Annotated in this window: 24 protein-coding genes and 1 tRNA gene; 14 read left to right on the plus strand and 11 right to left on the minus strand. The window is 69.0% G+C overall.

What is annotated here, in order from left to right:
• Window positions 1-181: 181 nt before the first annotated feature.
• Both ACIPM1_RS30860 and ACIPM1_RS30865 read right to left on the minus strand, forming a co-directional pair.
• Window positions 182-1,066, minus strand: coding sequence for a hypothetical protein (locus tag ACIPM1_RS30860; RefSeq protein ID WP_402440254.1), 885 nt, complete (start codon window positions 1,064-1,066; stop codon window positions 182-184).
• Between the two features lie 171 nt (window positions 1,067-1,237).
• A complete protein-coding gene (locus tag ACIPM1_RS30865) occupies window positions 1,238-1,984 on the minus strand; it encodes a hypothetical protein (protein WP_402440256.1) in 747 nt (248 codons plus the stop codon).
• A gap of 244 nt (window positions 1,985-2,228) precedes the next feature.
• On the opposite strand from ACIPM1_RS30865, the gene ACIPM1_RS30870 reads away from it, so the two are divergent.
• Window positions 2,229-2,606 (plus strand): hypothetical protein, encoded by a 378-nt coding sequence (locus ACIPM1_RS30870; RefSeq protein ID WP_402440258.1) that lies wholly within the window; start codon window positions 2,229-2,231, stop codon window positions 2,604-2,606.
• Window positions 2,607-3,130: 524 nt separating this feature from the next.
• On the opposite strand, the gene ACIPM1_RS30875 is transcribed toward ACIPM1_RS30870, so the two are convergent.
• Both ACIPM1_RS30875 and ACIPM1_RS30880 read right to left on the minus strand, forming a co-directional pair.
• Window positions 3,131-3,661, minus strand: a complete 531-nt coding sequence (locus ACIPM1_RS30875) for a GNAT family N-acetyltransferase (RefSeq protein WP_402440260.1) — start codon at window positions 3,659-3,661, stop codon at window positions 3,131-3,133.
• Between the two features lie 19 nt (window positions 3,662-3,680).
• Entirely contained in the window at window positions 3,681-4,454 is a 774-nt protein-coding gene (locus ACIPM1_RS30880) for a GntR family transcriptional regulator (RefSeq protein ID WP_402440262.1), read from the minus strand.
• A gap of 167 nt (window positions 4,455-4,621) precedes the next feature.
• Here ACIPM1_RS30880 and ACIPM1_RS30885 point away from each other — a divergent pair, with 167 nt between their 5' ends.
• From ACIPM1_RS30885 to ACIPM1_RS30940, 12 genes are all read left to right on the plus strand, one after another.
• A complete protein-coding gene (locus ACIPM1_RS30885; RefSeq protein ID WP_402440264.1) occupies window positions 4,622-4,978 on the plus strand; it encodes a hypothetical protein in 357 nt (118 codons plus the stop codon).
• A 2-nt stretch (window positions 4,979-4,980) separates the two neighbouring features.
• A complete protein-coding gene (locus ACIPM1_RS30890) occupies window positions 4,981-6,327 on the plus strand; it encodes an FtsK/SpoIIIE domain-containing protein (protein ID WP_402440266.1) in 1,347 nt (448 codons plus the stop codon).
• An 80-nt stretch (window positions 6,328-6,407) separates the two neighbouring features.
• Window positions 6,408-6,611, plus strand: a complete 204-nt coding sequence (locus ACIPM1_RS30895) for a hypothetical protein (RefSeq protein WP_402440268.1) — start codon at window positions 6,408-6,410, stop codon at window positions 6,609-6,611.
• A 2-nt stretch (window positions 6,612-6,613) separates the two neighbouring features.
• On the plus strand, window positions 6,614-6,805 hold the full coding sequence (locus tag ACIPM1_RS30900; RefSeq protein WP_402440269.1) for a hypothetical protein: 192 nt from the start codon (window positions 6,614-6,616) through the stop codon (window positions 6,803-6,805).
• Between the two features lie 76 nt (window positions 6,806-6,881).
• Window positions 6,882-7,595 carry a DUF2637 domain-containing protein gene (locus ACIPM1_RS30905; RefSeq protein ID WP_402440270.1) on the plus strand — a complete coding sequence of 238 codons (714 nt, stop codon included), beginning with the start codon at window positions 6,882-6,884 and terminating at the stop codon, window positions 7,593-7,595.
• A 19-nt stretch (window positions 7,596-7,614) separates the two neighbouring features.
• The gene (locus ACIPM1_RS30910; RefSeq protein WP_402440272.1) at window positions 7,615-7,809 is read left to right on the plus strand and encodes a mobile element transfer protein; all 195 of its coding nucleotides are present in this window, start codon (window positions 7,615-7,617) and stop codon (window positions 7,807-7,809) included.
• A 17-nt stretch (window positions 7,810-7,826) separates the two neighbouring features.
• A complete protein-coding gene (locus ACIPM1_RS30915) occupies window positions 7,827-7,985 on the plus strand; it encodes a hypothetical protein (RefSeq protein WP_402440274.1) in 159 nt (52 codons plus the stop codon).
• A gap of 27 nt (window positions 7,986-8,012) precedes the next feature.
• On the plus strand, window positions 8,013-8,330 hold the full coding sequence (locus tag ACIPM1_RS30920; RefSeq protein ID WP_402440276.1) for a SpdD-like protein: 318 nt from the start codon (window positions 8,013-8,015) through the stop codon (window positions 8,328-8,330).
• 286 nt (window positions 8,331-8,616) lie between these two features.
• Window positions 8,617-9,429, plus strand: coding sequence for a phosphoadenosine phosphosulfate reductase (locus ACIPM1_RS30925; protein WP_402440278.1), 813 nt, complete (start codon window positions 8,617-8,619; stop codon window positions 9,427-9,429).
• Entirely contained in the window at window positions 9,426-10,811 is a 1,386-nt protein-coding gene (gene repSA, locus ACIPM1_RS30930) for a replication initiator protein RepSA (protein WP_402440280.1), read from the plus strand. The genes ACIPM1_RS30925 and repSA overlap by 4 nt, the downstream gene beginning before the upstream one ends.
• A 237-nt stretch (window positions 10,812-11,048) precedes the next feature.
• Window positions 11,049-11,279: an excisionase family DNA-binding protein gene (locus ACIPM1_RS30935; protein ID WP_402440282.1), complete on the plus strand. Its 231-nt coding sequence runs from the start codon at window positions 11,049-11,051 to the stop codon at window positions 11,277-11,279.
• Window positions 11,280-11,292: 13 nt separating this feature from the next.
• Window positions 11,293-12,567 carry a tyrosine-type recombinase/integrase gene (locus ACIPM1_RS30940; protein ID WP_402440284.1) on the plus strand — a complete coding sequence of 425 codons (1,275 nt, stop codon included), beginning with the start codon at window positions 11,293-11,295 and terminating at the stop codon, window positions 12,565-12,567.
• Window positions 12,568-12,632: 65 nt separating this feature from the next.
• Here ACIPM1_RS30940 and ACIPM1_RS30945 read toward each other — a convergent pair.
• From ACIPM1_RS30945 to ACIPM1_RS30960, 4 genes are all read right to left on the minus strand, one after another.
• A tRNA-Ser gene (locus ACIPM1_RS30945) sits at window positions 12,633-12,717 on the minus strand.
• A gap of 123 nt (window positions 12,718-12,840) precedes the next feature.
• Window positions 12,841-13,272, minus strand: coding sequence for a tRNA adenosine(34) deaminase TadA (gene tadA / locus ACIPM1_RS30950; protein ID WP_356181111.1), 432 nt, complete (start codon window positions 13,270-13,272; stop codon window positions 12,841-12,843).
• A gap of 56 nt (window positions 13,273-13,328) precedes the next feature.
• Window positions 13,329-13,868, minus strand: coding sequence for a hypothetical protein (locus ACIPM1_RS30955; protein ID WP_356181660.1), 540 nt, complete (start codon window positions 13,866-13,868; stop codon window positions 13,329-13,331).
• A 476-nt stretch (window positions 13,869-14,344) separates the two neighbouring features.
• Window positions 14,345-14,557 (minus strand): hypothetical protein, encoded by a 213-nt coding sequence (locus tag ACIPM1_RS30960; protein WP_356181108.1) that lies wholly within the window; start codon window positions 14,555-14,557, stop codon window positions 14,345-14,347.
• Window positions 14,558-14,706: 149 nt separating this feature from the next.
• On the opposite strand from ACIPM1_RS30960, the gene upp reads away from it, so the two are divergent.
• Window positions 14,707-15,342, plus strand: a complete 636-nt coding sequence (gene upp / locus ACIPM1_RS30965) for a uracil phosphoribosyltransferase (RefSeq protein WP_402440287.1) — start codon at window positions 14,707-14,709, stop codon at window positions 15,340-15,342.
• A gap of 130 nt (window positions 15,343-15,472) precedes the next feature.
• Here the strand turns inward: upp and ACIPM1_RS30970 are convergent, their stop codons facing one another.
• The 3 genes from ACIPM1_RS30970 to ACIPM1_RS30980 all read right to left on the minus strand — a co-directional run bounded on the left by ACIPM1_RS30970 (window position 15,473) and on the right by ACIPM1_RS30980 (window position 17,836).
• Window positions 15,473-16,126: a LytR C-terminal domain-containing protein gene (locus tag ACIPM1_RS30970; protein WP_402440288.1), complete on the minus strand. Its 654-nt coding sequence runs from the start codon at window positions 16,124-16,126 to the stop codon at window positions 15,473-15,475.
• A gap of 240 nt (window positions 16,127-16,366) precedes the next feature.
• Complete coding sequence (locus ACIPM1_RS30975; RefSeq protein ID WP_004943146.1) at window positions 16,367-16,663, minus strand: type II toxin-antitoxin system VapB family antitoxin; 297 nt, start codon at window positions 16,661-16,663, stop codon at window positions 16,367-16,369.
• Between the two features lie 570 nt (window positions 16,664-17,233).
• Window positions 17,234-17,836, minus strand: a complete 603-nt coding sequence (locus tag ACIPM1_RS30980) for an HhH-GPD-type base excision DNA repair protein (RefSeq protein ID WP_402440290.1) — start codon at window positions 17,834-17,836, stop codon at window positions 17,234-17,236.
• Window positions 17,837-18,189 lie beyond the last annotated feature (353 nt).

Genomic DNA, 18,189 nt, shown 5'->3' on the forward strand with positions numbered 1-18,189 from the left:
GGACCCTCGACAAGTCCCATCGTTGCAGGTCAGCAGCACTCTCCACTTATTTGATCAAGACCCGGACAGGGCCGCTCGCGAAAGCGCGAGGTTAGTAGTTGGTGTGTCAGTAATGTCGACTTTCGCCCGAGGGCGGCACCGGACGGCGCACGCGGCGGGCCGCTGTGAATGCCAGTTGAGGTCATCCACAGAGCACCGAGTCTTCTTGCCCCGGCCAGGCAAGCGTCACACCGACTCGTCGGCAGAGGTCAACCCACCTTCGTTCAGACGGCTCGCGTTCGACCCACAGCACCGCCGACACCTGCGGTGCTCGGGCCGTGAGTTGATCCTGATAATCGAGGATCTGGCCGAGCCCCGTACGCAGTTGGCGAGTCTCATTGGCCGATGTCAACGACTTAACCTCACAGACAGTGACACGCCCATCAGCGCTGAGTAACGCAAGGTCGAAGTCAGGATCGAGAGTGCCGGGCGAGAGCGCGATGTATCCGTGTGCCCGTGCCGCCTCTGCAAGCCGGTTTTGCAGCCGCCGGTGTGCCGACAGATTGCGGCCCACTAGATCGGGGTCTGGCACACTCGGTGCCCCTGACGTTGGTGTCATGCCCTCATCGGGCGCTACATAGGTCTGCCCGATGGCCCCACGCACCGTGCGGATCGTCTCAACCGAGACAGGGGCGGCTGCCGCACGGATGAGGCTGTCCGTTGCCTGGGAAGGGCTGCCACCGCCAGGCATGCGGTCCCGTCCTACATCCCCGCCCTGCACGAGGCCGATGGCTTCGCTGATGGCCTCCCATTGCACATCAGTCAGCTTGTGAGGATTGCGCCCTCCAGGCATGGTGAGGATGGTCGCGCCAGCCATTCGCGGATCAGCGGCGAGCTGACTCTTGAGGACTGGCCGTTCAAGCCACTGATCGACTTCCAGCGGAACGTAATCCTTCTCGCCTGGTTCGTCTGCCCAGTAAGCCGCGTCTGCCGTGCCGTGACTTGCTCCGTCAGTGAAGTGACCGTAAGCGACGATGCCAGCGTTGGTCCCAGATACCCACAGCACGAACTGATCATCAGCAGCCACGTTTCTCTTGTACTGAGAGATGGTCCACGAAGTGAGGGCGTGTCCGTCGTCCCGAAAGCGCGGAAGATCGAAGACGCGAGGGTTACAGGTCAGAAGCCACGTAGCCAAGGCCCCCCCCAGTTCACGGTGCGGTTGCTTAGGTTGCTGTACTGCTGTAAGCGGCGCGCTTCTCTAGCCGCCGGAGGGTGTTGGAGCCTCCCGCTGACCAGTGTTCTGCTGCGGAGGTAGGTACATGCCCTCGGTCAGAGTGGGCAACTCGGCTCCTGCCAACTTCATGATCAATCCCGCTTGAAGCCGTGCCTTCACCTCAGGATCGACGACGTCCGCTAGGAGCCTGATCGCTTGCTCGGTTGATCGCTCGGTTCGCATGTCGTCGCGAAGCGCATCCGTCTGGTCTGACATGTGGCGCAGAGCGATGTCGGCGCGACGATGGAACAACTGACCAATGACCGCGATGACCGCGCCTACCGAACTGGTGACGATTCCAAGGTATAGGTCGCCTGTCGTCTCAGATCGCCAGATCGCAAGTGCGATTCCAAAAAGGAGGATCAGAGTCCCTAGACCAGCGAACCGCTGGCTCGTGTGGAAACTACTTCGCGCTTGTGTGAGACCGTAGGCGTAATAGTCAGTGAGCAACTCGGCAAAGCGGTCATCATCAGCGCGTTGCAGAATGTCGCGGATGTCGGCCAGTTGGCTGCCGTCTTGACCACCCGTGTCACTAGAGGTTGAAGCGCTATGGAACAGCTCGCCGCCTACTCGCCACTCCCGGGCACTCAACTGTTCTCGTAGACGCTCGCGCTCCTCCTTTAGCTCCTGGTCGAAGTCCTTGGGGAACTGCCTTAAGTGCCGAAAAGTTACGACCGCTGCGAGGGCTGTCGCCACCCCGGTGATCACCGTCTGCCAGACGTCAGTTGTCATAACCCACCCCCCTAGCTGAGTGTAGCGATGCTAGTCGATCAGCTACTCAGTCGCCGCAAAGATGGCGCCGTCGGTGTTCTAGCGGACTCCGGTCGGCGGAGTCTCAATGATCGTGTCGATCGCCGTGGGGGTGCGATCAGTGCCCGGAGAAGTGAAGAGTCGGGCGTAGGGCGGTACGCCCTCCTTCACCTCCGTACATGGCCGTGCTGCGTCGCTCTGCGGCGTGGGCATCTACGCTGTGCTCATGACACATTTACGTGCTCTGCCTGGACTTCTCCTCGCTGCAACTCTGCTGGTCGGGTGCGAGTCAGGTACCTCTTCTCCGGAGTCCTCCGAGACGTTCTCCGGTCCGGCGTGGGACGCGTACAAGGACGGCAGGACGTTCGGGGGGAAGCACCAGGCTGAGGGGCTGCCCACCCTGAATGTCGACCCAAGCGAAGGCGTCACCTCGGACACCTACATGGCCAACAGCGATGAAGCGGAGAAGTGGTGCAAGGGCAACCTGCCCGATGAGTTGTGGGTTGAGCACGAAGGACATGAGGAAGCTCTGACAGACGGTTGCGTCGGTGGCGTTTACCCGCTGGCCGATCACCCAGGAGAACTCCTACCGTTCGATGACTAGACCGCCCCTGGCGTGCTGATCACCCGCACGCGTCTGTCGCTGTGACGGCATATCTCAGCCGACCACTCACCCCAGCTCCCATCCCGTACGCCGTCGACCCACACACCGTGGAGCGGGCGTGGTTCCTGGCGTCCAGGTGGAGCGCGCCACTGTACGAACGACCTGGACGCCAGGGGCCGCGTCTGCTCGGCTTTGCCTGGGTCGATGGTGTGCGGGATGGGAGCTCCCTGCGCACGCCACTACGGGCCCGCGGTCGGCGATGGCGCCCTCTCCATCCCGGTGTCGGCCGATCCCCCGCCGGAGGCATTGCCTTGACCGAGGGTCGCTCGATGAGGTGATCGACTCATGACCACCGGTCCTATCCACGTGTGGGCGCGCGTCGGCGCAGCGCGGGCGGAGCGGGCCGGAGGCAGGAGCGGCGCCCGTAGCGGAGCCGGAAAGCGCGCCCGGCGGAGCGGAGCGCAGCCGGGGCTTGATGAAGTAGGGAAAGTTTGGCCGCACAGCCTTGCTGGGCTACTGGCCTATCAGGAAGTCGGCGACACGAAGCAGACGGCGTCGATCTCCTGCCCTGCGCCATAGGTGTGCTTGGCGGTTCCGATGCGTTGCATCCCCATGCGTTCGTAGAGCCGGATGGCTGCCTTGTCCTTGGCCATCACGTCGAGGACGACCCGTAGCCCGTGGTCCTGGGCGTAATCGAACGCAGCTCGGATCAGCCGCTCACCGAGCCCTTCGCTGCGTGCCTCGGGTGCGACGAACAGGCGGGCGCCGACAGCTACGTGGTCTGCGGTGTCGTGGCTCTGCTCGAGCCACATCTTGACGGCGTCCTCGCCCTGAGGCCGGCTGATCATGGCATGCCCGACGATCTTGCCGCCCTTGTCCGCGACCCAAGCTTGAAGGATTCCCGCCGGACTCAGCCATTCCTGTGGGGCGTCGACCCCTTCCACCGGGTATCCGTCGGCGGCGTGAACGGCGACGAGTGCCGCCGCCGCTCCTGGCAGGTCTGCTTCGGTGCGTGGGCGGATGGCCGTGACCTGGCCCACCGTGTCGGGGTGCATGCTGCTCCTCGCCTTGCTTCTACTCGACAGGAACGTTGTAGCTGAGCCCGTTCATGTCGGCTCGCATCACGAACTTGGTCAGCTCGTACGGCTCGCCGTCCTGGTCAAGGCTCGTATGGGCTACCTCGATAACAGGAACTCCGGACGGGAGGCTGAGGTATCGAACCTCTTCAGGGCTGGGCATACGTGCCGTGACCTCATCGTTTATCCGGGTCATCACGTGGCCCTTCTCTTCGAGGACGCCGTGAATGCCGTACTGGTGGGGCACTTCCTCCTGAAGTAGTCCGGTGCCCTGCGCGATGCTCCACGGGATCCATGTCGTGACCCGGTACACGGGATCTTCGTCCGCGTAGAACACGTTCTCCCGGCGCAGCACCGACTTCGTCTTTTCGGGCACCTTGAGCTGCTTGGCGACCTCGGCGTCCGGCTTCACTCGCTCGATGCTGAGCACTTCGAACCGGCCGGTCTTCCCCTGCTTCGCGCACTCGATCAGGAACGGAGAGAGGCCGGTCTCTCGGTACTTCGGCGAGTACCTGTCGCTCCCCAAGCGAATGAGTGCCTGCTTCTCGCGGACAAACACGCCACGCCCCCACTCCGAGGTGACGAGGCCTTCGCGTCCGAGGATCTTGAGCGCTTCGTCCACGGTGTTCCGCGCTACGCCGTACTGCTCGGCAAGCGCGCGCTGGGACGGCAGCTTCTGTCCGGTCGGGTACTGCCCGCCCTGGATCGCGTCGCGCAGTTCGTCGGCAATCCGCTGGCTGGGCGGCTTGCTGCCGCCGCTCTGGTCGGTCATCGGGTCTCCTAGGTGGCCGACGTCAGTCTAGCTCCTGGCTCAAGCCAGTTGGGGTAAAGGGGTTGACGCGACTGGCCTGAGCCAGTTCTACTGGTGCAAGCCACTTCAACTGGCTTGAGCCAGTTGATCCGTGACGTCAAGTCAACTTCGTTCAAGGAGTACGCACGATGCGTCAGATCCCCGTGAACACCTCCGACGCCTCCGTGATGGTGGCGCAGCCCCCGCAGCCCAAGGTCCGTGACCGGCGTACCGGTGAGGTCGCCACGGATGCCGAAACCGGTGCCAGCCTGATGACCTTGGACGTGATGTTCGTCCTGGACGGCAACGCCGAGATCCTGAGCATCACCGTGCCGGAGACCGGTGTCTCCGGTGAGCTGACCATGGGCACCCCGGTGGCGCTGACCGGTCTGATTGCCCGGCCGTGGGAGAACGAGTTCAACGGTCAGAAGCGGCACGGGATCGCCTTCCGCGCGGTCGCGGTCACCTCGCTGGCGGCCAGTGCCTCGAAGCCGGAGGCGGCCTGAGCATGGAGCGGTTAACGTTCGCGCTCGCGCTCGTTGTCGGTCTGGCGCTGCTGTTGAAGTGGTGGCGCCCTGCTTGGTACTGGATGAGCTTCGGTGTCGTCCTCGCCGCGCTGCGGGTCCGCATCCGCTACCACTCGGTGATGGACGCGTGCGGGCTGACCGTTCCGCCCTCACGCTGGCGCCTGGCCCTGGCCCGGGCGACTAACCGGCCGGTGCCGGAGCCTCGCGCCCCGCGCATCTGCCGTATCCGCCCGACCCGTACCGGCCTGGTCCTGCGGCTCAAGCTCCGGGCCGGACAGGATGCCTTCGACTTCGCCGCCGCTACAGACCGGCTGCGTCACTCGTTCGCAATGTACGGCGTGACCTCCCGTGAGCTGCGCGCGGGTGTCGTTGAGCTGCGAATGACCGGCTACGACGTGCTCAAGCGGGTGCAGATGCCCGCCGCCAAGACCGCCACGGGTGCCTTTAGGGTGCCTGTTGCCCTGAGGGAAGACGGCTCGGTCCACTACCGCGACTATCGGGCCGTGCCGCATGCGCTCACGCTCGGTGCGACGGAGTCGGGTAAGTCGGTCTACCAGCGCAATCTGGTGGCCGCACTCGCTCCGCTGGATGTCGCCGTGGTCGGGATCGACTGCAAGCAGGGTGTGGAGCTGTTCCCGCTCGCGCGCCGCTTCTCCGCCCTGGCCGACAACCCCGACACCGCCGCCGAACTCCTCGATGCCCTGGTCGACCATATGGAAGGCGTCTACCGCACCATTCGCACACATCAGGGCATCGTCTCCGCCGTGCGTGATGCGGAAATCGCCGCTGACATCTGGGACCTGCCCGCTGGCCTGCGCCCGACTCCGATTGTCGTCTTGATCGACGAGGTTGCCGAACTCGCGCTCTTCGCGAACAAGGAGCAGGAGAGGCGGCGGGACCGCATCGTCACTGCCCTGGTCCGCCTGGCTCAGCTGGGCCGTGCGGCTGGGATCTATCTGGAGGTGTGTGGGCAGCGCTTCGGCTCCGAGTTGGGTAAGGGCATCACGATGCTGCGCGCTCAGCTCACCGGGCGCACTGCGCACCGGGTCAACGACGAGACGTCGGCGAACATGGCCTTCGGTGACATCGCCCCGGATGCCGTCCTCGCAGCGATTCAGATTCCCTCCGACATGCCCGGTGTGGCCATCGCTGGTGACTCCACGGGCGGTTGGAGTCGCATCCGTGCCCCGCACACCTCGCTGCGGCAGGCCGTGAACATCTGCAACCGGCACGCCGACCGCGCCCCGGACCTGCCCGCCCTGGAACCGTTCCGACCCGCTCACTCGCACCTGGCCACGGTCAAGGACCCGGCTCCCGTCGCTGCCTGATCGCTCGAACTCGACGGCTGGCGTGACCGCTCTCGCGCCGTGTCCCTACCCGAGCCATGCCTGAAAGGAGGCAGAGATCCATGTGTGAGCACTGCGAGGACTTCCACCGCACCGTGATCCTGCTCGGCTCCCTGGCCCTGTACGCCGACACCCTGGGCGCTGACACCACCTTCGTGGACGCCATCGGTCCCAGCCTGGCCGCGTCCCTGCCCGAACCGCCCCCCGGCCTCTTCCCGCCCGGCTACGACCCCAACGCGGGTCCCGACTACCCCGGCGGGTGGTGACCATGGCCACCACCAAGCGCCCGTCCCGCCGGAAGACCGCTCCGGCAGCACCGCCGAAGTGCCCGGACTGCCAGGGCAGCGGCGACATTGCCGAAACCGTCCAGGTCGGCTCCCGCAAGAAGCGCACGACTGAGGACCGGCAGACCGCCGTGTGCCTTACCTGCCTCGGCACCGGCAACGTCCCGACCACCTGACCGCCGGGGCGGGACGGCCGGACACGCTCCCCGCCCGCTCCGCCCTGGCCCAATCTCCGTCAAGGAGGTGACCACCATGTCCCGCTCGATCCGCTTCGACGCCGTGCTCGTGCAAGCTGTGATCGCCGGTGCGCTGTCCTTCTCCCACCTGCATGACCTGGCCGACGCTGCCGGACAGGGCGGTTGGAAGGCGTGGGCCTACCCGATCAGCGTGGACCTGCTCCTCGTCGCTGCGTGGCGACGCCTGCGCTCGCACGGCCCCTCGCGTCCGGTGTGGTGCTGGTTCCTGACTGCCCTTATCGCCTCGCTCGGCGCCAACATCGCCACCGCCGGACTCCTCGACCTTGATCATGTGCCGGCCTGGCTGCGCATCCTGGTCGCTGGCTGGCCCGCCCTCGCCTTCCTGGGCGGCACCCTCCTGGCTCACGGACCGCACACCAGCAATGCCACCGAGCAGGAGGCCCCGGCGACTGTCGACGCTCCGGCGGACTCCGTCCGCGCCGAGGTCGACCGCACGCCAACACCGGCAGCCGAAGCGCCTGCTGCTGTCGATACCGCCTCTGCCCGCCCGGCTGTCGAGCCCGCCCGTGCTCCTGAACCGGCCCCCGCCGGTCCTGCCCCGGCCTCGGCTTCCCTGCCGAGTGTTCCGGCCGCGCTGGTCGACCACGCCCGCAAAGTCGCCGACGCCCACCGTGCCCGAACAGGTTCCCCGATCGACACCGACACCCTGCGCGCCCGCCTCAGCGTCCCCGCACCCCTGGCCGACGCCATCGCAGCCCAGCTCACCTGACCGACAAGGAGAACAGCTCATGCCTGCCCGTGACCTCTTCCACTCCGTGATGCGGATCGGCCCCGTGCAGATCGGCACCCACCGCGACCGGCGGGGCCGCACCAAACACGCCGCGGTGTGCACCTCCGACCGGTGCGGCTGGTCTGCGGACTACTCCAGCCAGTCCGCCGCACAGCTCGCCGCCCGTACCCACCGCTGTCGCATCCCCGACTAACCAAAGGAACCTCCGCCATGGACGTCCCGCTCTGGCTCGCCCTGATCGTCGTCGGATGGCTCGGCGTCAAGCTCTGGCGCCCGCCCTGGTGGCTCGTGGCCGTGCTCCTGATCGGCGGCTATCTCCTCGCCGACAGCATCCTCGCCCCCGCCATCGACACCGCCATCACGAAGTAACCCGCCCCCGGAAGGGAGAACACCGTCATGCTCCGCCCGAAGATCCCCACCAACCCTGCCCCGACCGGTGCAGTGGTCCGCCCGACCGTCGTCGAGCCGACCGCGATCGTCCCCAGCAACCAGACCCCGCCCCCGGCCTCGGTGGCTCCTGCCCCAGCCCGGTCGGCTGTGCAGCTCACCCCCGGTGCGGTCCTCGCCCTGGTTGGCGGCGGCACGGCTGTGGTCCTGGTCGTCGGGGCCGTCCTGGTCTCGATGCTCCTGGCCGTCGCCATCACTGGCGCCTCGGTCGCCGTGTGCGCGGTCGTCCTGCGCTCGCTACTCAACGCGGAGCGCAAGCAGCGCTGACCGGCCCCGGAGCGGCCTCAACCGCCAAGTTTCCGCCGCTCCGGGCGCCTTCCCACCTTCCAGATCCGATGGACCCGAAAGGGAAGACTCATCATGCCCCAGCGCGACTCAGACACCCGCGTCTGCCCGGACTGCGACGGCTTCGCCTCCGTCGCTGTGTCTCTCGGCACCGGTCGGGATGCACACGGTCACCTGCGCATTCTTACCGTGCACTGCCCCGCCTGCCAGGGACTCGGCCTGGTCCCTGCTCGTCGACTCACCTCCATTTCGGCGGGGAGGTGACTTCGTGGGCCAGCTCCGAGCCTTCAGCTTCGGCGGCGGTGTCCAATCCGTTGCCTGCCTCGTCCTTGCCTCTCAGGGACGTATCGAGTTCGACACGTTCATATTCGCCAACGTTGGGGAGGACTCCGAAGACCCCCGCACCCTCGCCTACTTCCGCGAGTACGCCCTTCCCTTCGCGCAGGCTCAGGGGTTGCGGCTGGAAGAGGTGCACCGCGTCCGGCGCGATGGCAGCACCGAAACCCTGTGGGGCCGCCTTAACAAGGACGGCTCACGCTCCCTTCCGATCCCGGTTCGGATGTCCAACGGGGCGCCTGGTACCCGCAGCTGCACCGCTGACTTCAAGATCCGAGTCATCGGCAAACGCCTTAAGGAACTGGGCGCGACGAAAGAGCACCCTGCGACAGTGGGCGTCGGCATCAGCGTGGATGAGATCCAGCGTGCCAACAGCCGTCGCAGCGAGTCCTACGAGCGGATCACGTATCCGCTGCTGGACCTCGGGCTGCGGCGCACCGACTGCTACCGCGTCATCCGTGGGGCCGGTCTGCCCGTCCCGCCCAAGTCGGCGTGCTTCTTCTGCCCCTTCCACCGGCCGGAGACCTGGCGAGAGATGCGCCGCACCGCCCCCGATCTGTTCGCCAAGTCATGCCAGCTGGAGGACACCCTCAACGAGCGACGCGCCCTGCTCGGCAAAGACCCGGTCTACCTGACCCGGTTCGGGAAATCGCTCGCCGAGGCCATCCCGGACGGTTGGGACACGCTCCCGTTCGACGAGTGGGACGAAACCGCTCTGTGCGACTCCGGGCGGTGCTTCACATGACCACCCCCGCTAGCGCTGCGGGCCTCGATGCCGCCACCCTTGCCGACGCGCTGAGGGTGGCTGCCTCGCCTCGCTTCCGCCGCTGGGAAGAGCAAATCCGCCGCACCGGTGGCTGCTCCAACCCCGTCCACATCACCGGATGGACCTTGACCAAGGACAAGACCACCGGTGAGACCCTGCACCGTTACTCCACCGAGCAGGAACCCGGCGGGCGGCTGCGGATCGCCTGCGGTAACCGACGTGCCTCACGCTGCCCCGCCTGCGCCTGGCTGTATGCCGGGGACACCTATCACCTGATCCGGGCCGGGCTTGCCGGGGACGATGCCCGGGCCATTCCTGCCCGCGTCCGCGAGCACCCCCGAGTGTTCGCCACCTTCACCGCCCCCTCGTTCGGCCCGGTCCACAACCGCCCCGACACTGGCCGCTGCCGCTGCGGTACCCACCACGTCCCGGATGACCCTGCCCTGGGCACCGCCCTCGATCCTGAGTCGTACGACTACGTGGGCGCCGTGCTCTTCAACAACCACGCCGGAGAGCTCTGGCACCGCTTCATCAAGCGGCTGCACCGCGAGATCGCTGCCCGCGCGGGCCTGACCCAACGGGTGCTGAAAGAGGTCTGCCGTGTCTCTTACGGCAAGGTTGCGGAGTTCCAGAAACGCGGCGCCGTCCACTTCCATGCCGTGATCCGCCTCGACGGTCCGGATGGTCCGGAAGATCCACCACCTTCCTGGGCCAGTACGGAACTGCTCACCGATGCGATTCGGGCCGCCGTGGTGCACCGGTATGCCACGGTGACGGTGCCTGCCGCGGGGGACCAACCCGAACGCACCTTCCAGTGGGGCCGACAGTTCGATATCCGCCCCGTCCGCGCCTTCGGCGACGGCTCTGCCATTACCGAGCAGGCAGTCGCCTCCTACGTGGCCAAGTACGCCACCAAAGCCGCCGAGACGACGGGGACCCTGGATCGCCCGGTTGGTAACCGTGAGGCCGCCGTCCTCCTCGGCGTCCCCGACCACACCCGGCGCCTGCTCGATGCCTGCTTCGATCTCGACCCGCTCTACCCCGACCGCCGACTCAGGGCCTGGGCGCACATGCTCGGCTTCCGGGGCCACTTCTCGACCAAGTCGCGCCGCTACTCCACCACCCTCAGCGCCTTGCGCGAGGCACGCGCCGACTACCGCGCCCGCCAGGAACACGAGGCACTCGGCCTGGACGACACCGAACCGGACACCGTCCTCGTCCTCGCCTCCTGGCAGTACGCCGGACACGGCCACACCCCCGGCGAGTCGGCCCTCGCCGCTTCCATCGCCCGTGATCTCCAGCTCAACCGCCAAACCGCCCGTGAAGAACTGGCCGCCTTGGGAGGAGCCGACCATGCATGAACGCTTGCGGCGAGTGCCGGGCTCGGACTGCCCGGTCTGCCACGAACTGCATTGTGCCGACGGTGCCGCCTGCCGGGCCGCCTTCGCAGCCGACGAGTGGACGGCCTGCCTTGAGTGCGGCGGCTCCGGGCGTCACTCAACCGAACCGCGCTTCCCGTGCCCCGTCTGCGCTGGATCCACGCTTGTGCCGGCTCGCCCCGTTTCGATCTTGCTCGGCCTGGATCTCAAGGAGGAGAAGTGACCACAGCCGTAGCCACCCCCGCCCCGACGACCGGTGATCCGACGCTCCTGCTCCTCACAGTCGAAGAGGCTGCCCGTCGCCTCGGTATCGGCCGCACCGTGTGCTACCAGCTCATCGGCTCCGGCGAGCTGGAATCCGTGACCGTGGGCAGGCTGCGCAAGGTCCCCGCCGACGCCGTCGCCGAGTACGTCACGCGCCTGCGCCAGTCCCACCGAACCGCCGCCTAAGAAGGGGAATCCAGTGGCAGAGGAGAACGAGAAGCGGCGTAACCGGCAGCCGAACGGCCGATCTTCGATTTACCAGGGCAAGGACGGCCGGTGGCATGGACGGGTAACTGTGGGCATTCGCCCGGACGGTACGCCGGACCGGCGGCATGTCGGACGCAAGACACGGACCGAGGTCGTCAAAGCGGTCAAGGCGCTGGAGAAGGAGCGGGAAGCCGGGACCGTCCGGAAGGTCGGCCAGGCCTGGACAGTCGAGAGCTGGCTGACGCACTGGGTCGAGAAGATCGCCCCACTCGGGGTGAACGAGAACACGATGGTGGGGTACGGCGTCGCGGTCCGGAAGCACCTGATCCCCGGCCTCGGTGCTCACCGCCTGGACAGGCTCCGTCCCGAGCACGTCGAGCACCTCTACGGAAAGATGCGGGCCGCTGGTCGCAAGCCCGCCACGATTCACCAGATCCATCGCACCTTCCGTGTGGCGCTGAATGAGGCCGTGCGGCGCGGAGAGCTCACGCAGAACCCTGTACGTCTGGCCAAGGCCCCCCGGCTCCGGGAGGAGGAGGTGGAGCCGTACACCGTTGAGGAGGTGAGGCGGCTCCTCAAGGCTGCCGAGAGGCAGCGGAACTCGGCGCGCTGGGCGGTGGCCCTTGCCCTCGGCCTGCGTCAGGGGGAGGCCCTGGGACTGAAGTGGTCGGATCTCGACCTGGAGGCGCGGTTCCTCGTGGTCCGCCGCAGTCGGCACCGGCCGCAGTACGCGCACGGCTGTGGCGGAACATGTGAGCGTAAGGCTGGGTACTGCCCCATGCGGACGCGTACGAATCCTGAGACTGCTGACACCAAGTCGCGTGCCGGTCGCCGGGCTGTTGGCCTGCCTCCGCAGCTCGTGGATCTCCTCCGGACTCACCGGAAGCGACAGGACGAAGAACGGGCAGCCGCCGGTGATCGCTGGAAGGATGAGGGCTGGCTGTTCGCCACCGAAAATGGGCGAGGGATTTCCCCCCGAACGGACTACGACGATTGGAAGGAACTCCTTCGGGTCGCCGGGGTCCGAGACGGACGGCTGCACGACGCCCGGCATACTGCGGCGACTGTGCTCCTGATCCTCGGCGTCTCGGAGCGGGCCGTCATGGGTCTCATGGGGTGGTCCACGACCGCGATGGCGGCGCGCTATCAGCACATGGTCGACAGCGTTCGGACCGCCGTGGCGGACCAGGTCGACGGACTCATTTGGAAGCGGACCGATGACAACGGCGATGACGGCTCCGCCGGGGTGCCTGTCCCAGCCAACTGAGACCAAAACTGAGACCACGCATGACGAAGGGGCGGCCCACTCGGGACCGCCCCTTCGTCTACCTGCGGTAGCGGAGGGATTTGAACCCTCGGTGACTTGCGCCACACTCGCTTTCGAGGCGAGCTCCTTCGGCCGCTCGGACACGCTACCGAGGGAGACCTTACAGCACGGGGGGCCGTGGTTTGAAATCCGTTTGCCTGCGCCTTCCCGGCGACCCGGGCGCCGCGCTCCGGGACGGCTCGGGGGTCGCCGGCCGCGAGGGCCGGGGACCGCTCAGCGGGCGCGGAAGAAGTCGGTGAGCAACTGGGCGCACTCGCCCGCGAGCACGCCCTCGATCACCTCGGGGCGGTGGTTGAGACGCCGGTCCCGTACGACGTCCCACAGGGAGCCGGCGGCCCCCGCCTTCTCGTCGCGGGCGCCGTACACCACCCGGTCCACCCGGGACTGCACGAGCGCGCCCGCGCACATCGTGCACGGCTCCAGTGTCACCACGAGCGTGCAGCCGGACAGCCGCCACTCCCCGGCCGCCGCGGCGGCGCGCCGAAGAGCGAGGACCTCCGCGTGCGCGGTCGGATCGCCGGTGGCCTCCCGCTCGTTGTGACCCGCGCCGAGCACGGTCGTGCCGTCGGCGGCCAGCACGACGGCGCCGACGGGGACGTCCCCGCCCCGGGCGGCCTGTTCGGCCTCGCCCAGGGCAAGCCGCATCGCGGCCCGCCAGCGGTCGCGTACCGGGTCCGGGGGCCCGTGGGTCCGCGGCGCGGTCAGCGGACGGTCTCCAGCACTTCCGAGGCACCGAGGGCCTCGGCGATCGCGTTCAGCGCGTCGTCCGCGTCCAGGGCGCGCAGCTCCTTCTCGCCGACCCCGAGGTCGTCGAGGATCTCGGCGTCACCGAGGGGGCCGTGCGTGATGGCGTCGGCGGCACCGCCCTCCTCCTCCCCGTCGTCCTCGGCGGAGGCGGGCTCGCCGTCCTCCGTGCCGTCGAGGTCGAGGGAGTCCAGGTCGGTGCCGTCGTCGCCGGGCTCCCGTCCGAGCAGTTCGTCGGTGAGCAGGATCTCGCCGTACGAACTGCGGGCGGCGGCCGCGGCGTCGGAGACGTAGATGCGAGGGTCGTCCTCGCCGTCCACGCGGACGACGCCGAACCACGCGTCCTCCTGCTCGATCAGGACGAGCACCGTGTCGTCGTCGGCCGAGGCTTCCCGGGCCAGATCGGCCAGGTCGGACAGCGTCTCCACATCATCGAGCTCTGTGTCGCTCGCTTCCCACCCGTCTTCGGTGCGCGCGAGCAGTGCGGCGAAGTACACCGTGACTCTCCCACTGGTCATAGGCGTGCCGGTTGGGGGTCCCCCCGGCGGAGGTTCTGGGTGGGGAGAGCTGGGCTCCGAGCCCCACCCACTCGGAATCGTGGCAGAAACAAGGCGTTCAGGGGACGTCTTCGGCTCCCTGTGTCCGGCAGTTTTGACCGCACGTCCGTCAAGGACTCACCGGCGCACTCGTTGCCGCCACCTGCGGATCGTACGCGGCTTTGCCCGGCGTGCAGCACGCCCACCGCCCGAAACGCCCGCCCGGGGTGTCGCCGCGCCCCCGCGACCGCCCGTCGTCCCTGCCTGCCGAACGTGGGACCGCCTGTCGGAGCAACGTCGAAGTGCCGGGCGCTCGGAGTGTCGGGCCATCGGTGTGCCGGGTCGGAGTGTCGGGTGGCGGCCGGGGGGCCCGGGCGGTCGTCACGGGCGGCAGCCGGGATGCCCGGGCGGTGGCGGCGCGGCAGCCGGAGAGGTGCCTACCAGCGGAACGTGCGCATGCGCATCGCGTGACGCAGCCGGGCGGCCTTGGCGCGGCGGGGCTGGACGCGGTCGCGCAGCGCCCTGGCCTCGGCGAGTTCGCGCAGGAACCGGGCCCGGCGCCGCCGCCGCTCGGCCTCGGCCTCCGGTGTGTCCGGCGTCCGGCGCTCCTCGCGCGGCGCCGCTTCGTCACGGGATTCCCGCTCGGGCATCGGCTCACCACCCCACTTCGTCCTCCCGCATTCCCCCGGCCGGGGGGTTGCATGCCGGGGGAATGTGCCGTGACGTGGGCGGCGGCCGTTCGGACGGGGCCTTGGAGGGAGGCGGGCGGGCGGCCGAGGCGCCCGGTTACTGTTGGCACATGCGTCTCCACGTCGTCGACCACCCCCTGGTCGCCCACAAGCTCACCACGCTGCGCGACCGGCGCACGGATTCCGCGACGTTCCGCCGGCTCGCCGACGAACTCGTCACCCTGCTCGCCTACGAGGCCACGCGGGACGTGCGCACCGAACAGGTCGACGTCCACACGCCTGTCGCGCAGACCACCGGCGTCAAGCTCGCCCGCCCGCGTCCGCTGGTGGTGCCGATCCTGCGCGCCGGCCTCGGCATGCTGGACGGCATGGTGCGGCTGCTGCCCACCGCCGAGGTCGGCTTCCTCGGCATGATCCGCAACGAGGAGACGCTGCAGGCCTCCACGTACGCCACCCGTATGCCGGAGGACCTCTCCGGCCGTCAGGTGTACGTCCTCGACCCGATGCTCGCCACCGGCGGCACGCTGGTCGCCGCGATCCGGGAGCTGATCAAGCGCGGCGCCGACGACGTGACCGCGGTCGTGCTGCTCGCCGCCCCCGAGGGCGTCGAGGTCATGGAGCGGGACCTCGCGGGCACCCCGGTGACGGTCGTGACGGCCTCGGTCGACGAGCGCCTCAACGAGCACGGCTACATCGTCCCGGGCCTCGGCGACGCGGGCGACCGGATGTACGGCGCGGCCGAGTAGCGCTTCGTTCCTGCCGCTGGGCCCCCGGGCTCCCGGGCCGCCGTTCGCCGCAAGGCGTGCGGCGGCCTCGGTCTTTCCACGGGGCGTACGGTCTTTCCCCAGGGCGTACGGCTTTGTCGCCGCGTCCCGCTCAGCAGCCCTTCTTCGCCGCGTCGGCGGCCGGCCGCGGTGCGCTGAGGGCGGCCAGCGCCTTGGTGGCGTCCGGCTGCTTCGCCAGTTCCTTGAAGCCGTCGCCGATGACGAGGTCGACGTCGGCGCCCTTGCGGGTGTCGGCGCGGGTCTCGGCGCCGGTGAGCTGGGTGGCGAGCACCGGCAGCGAGGTGTTCATGGCCGAGGTCGCGCCGAGCAGCAGTCCGGTGCCCTTGACCTTCTTGTCGAACTCCTTGGTGGCGTTGCCCACCTGGCCGATGTGGAAGCCGCGCTTCTTCAGCTCGTCCGCGGTCTGCTTGGCCAGGCCCTTGCGGGCTGTGGCGTTGAGGACGTTGACGGTGATCCGGCCCGGCTTGGGCAGCGCCCGCTCCGCACGGACCGGGGAGGGGCTCGCCTTGGGCTCGGCCGCGGTCGCGCAGCCCGCCCTGACGCCGGCGGCCGACGCTTTTCCGCCACCCCCGGTGAAGACGTCGATGAGCTGCAGCGTGCCCCAGCCGATCACGCCGAGCACGGTGGCGGAGGCGACGGCCAGGAACGCGAGCCTGCCGCGCCGCCGGGGCCGGCGCATCCGCGGATACTTGTTGCCCTTGATCCGGTACTGCCCACCCATGCCGGGGGGAGTCAGCATGCTCATGGGCGCAGCGTAGTGCTCCGGGGCGGTGATTCCTACTAGATGATCATCGGATCCGTCCAGCAGAACCCGAAAGGTCCAAGCCGTCCCCTGACGGATACGGCCGGAAGGCTGTCGGGCCGGCTCCGCGGCTCTCGCGCCGGACTCGTCGGATCCGGGTTCGCCGGTCTCGTGTCGGCCCGCGCGGCTCCCGGATCGGACCGGCGGACCGGATCGGTGGCTCCCGGATCGGACCGGAGGTGCTCAGTCCAGTTCGAGTACGCGCGCGTGCAGCACCTGGCGCTGCTGGAGCGCCGCCCGCACCGCGCGGTGGAGCCCGTCCTCCAGGTACAGGTCGCCCTGCCACTTCACCACGTGCGCGAAGAGGTCGCCGTAGAAGGTCGAGTCCTCGGCGAGCAGGGTCTCCAGGTCGAGCTGCTGCTTGGTGGTGACGAGCTGATCGAGGCGGACCGGGCGCGGCGCGACGTCGGCCCACTGCCGGGTGCTTTCCCGGCCGTGGTCGGGGTACGGCCGGCCGTTTCCGATGCGCTTGAAGATCACACGGAAAGCCTACCGGCCAAGACGTTCCGGGCGCAGCCATGACGACGGAGTGCGACGCGGGAAATGCCGCAGCAAAGCGGGGCGAATCCGGAACGGGGGCCTGAGACGGGCGACGGCGAGACCGCGTCGTCCGCCCGCTCGCCGGGCACCGCCGTGCGCCGCCGGTCTCGCGGGCCTCGCCGGGCCCGGCCGGGCATCCGGACCGGCAGGGAGATGTCGGCTCCCTCCTGGGCACGGCCCGCGGGCGGTGGTCGGCCGGGCGCCCGTGCCGGCGCCCGGCCACGGTTCAGCCGCGCTTCCCCTCCTCCGCCCTGGCCGGCCGCCGGTCGCGTGACGCCGGCCGACCGGGGGCCTTCGGGTGCGTCTTGCTCGTCTCGGGTGTTGCGGACGGCCTCGGCGCGCGGCGCGGCGGGCGTGCGGTGCGGTGCTCACGCCGGGTCATGTCTCCACGGGACGTACGCCGTTCAACGCGGCGCGCCCGAGAATCGCCCGCTCGGCGTACGGCCACGCCCCGGACCGCCCGGCCGGGTCGGGTCCGGGGCGGCCCGCCCCGGACCGCGAGGGGCCGGTTCAGTCGGCGGAGGGCTTCGTGCCCTTCGCCGACTTGGCCGCCGCCTTCGCCTCCTGCTTGTACGCCCGTACCCGCTCCAGCGACTCCGGCCCGGTGATGTCGGCGACGGAACGGAAGGACTCCGCCTCCCCGTACGGCCCCGCGGCCTCCCGCCACCCCTCGGGCCGGACGCCGAGCTGCTTGCCGAGCAGCGCGAGGAAGATCTGCGCCTTCTGCTTGCCGAACCCGGGCAGGTCCTCCAGCCGCCGCAGCAGCTCGCGTCCGTCGCCGGCGTCCCGCCAGATCGCCTCGGGATCGCCGTCGTAGTGCTCCACGATGTACTGGCACAGCTGCTGGATCCGCTTGGCCATCGACCCCGGGTAGCGGTGCACGGCGGGCTTGTCCGACAGGAGCGTGCCGAAGGTCTCCGGCTCGAACGTCACGATCTCGTGCGCGTCCAGGTCGTCGGTGCCCATGCGCCGGGCGATCGTCGCCGGTCCCTTGAACGCCCACTCCATCGGGATCTGCTGGTCCAGCAGCATCCCGATCAGCGCGGCGAGCGGACTGCGCCCGAGGAGCGCGTCGGCCTCGGGATCCTGGGCGAGGTGAAGAGTGACGTCCATGCCCCGATGATCGCCCGCCGGGCGGCGGAACGCAGCATGGCACGCCTCCGCCGGACTCGCCGGGCGACGCCTCGGGCCGCGCGGCGCGGTCCGCCTGCGGCTGTCGTGGTGAGGGGGCCGCGGGTCCGGACGCCGCCGGATGTGTGAAGGTGCGGGGATGGTCCGCGAGGGGGGTGAGTGATGCGCGGCGCGCGTCCGTACGTATCCGGAAGCCGGCAAGTCCCACCACGGAGAGGCGACGTGACCCGACGGCGGAGCGAAGGCCATGACGACGGCGCGTCCCCCGGACGGCCGGGGCGGGGCGACCGGGAGGCGCGCGGCTTGAGAAGGCAGGGGCTGGAAGCGCGGGTCCG

It is taken from the genome of Streptomyces sp. NPDC086766 (assembly GCF_044746005.1).
In the GTDB taxonomy this organism is placed as follows: domain Bacteria; phylum Actinomycetota; class Actinomycetes; order Streptomycetales; family Streptomycetaceae; genus Streptomyces.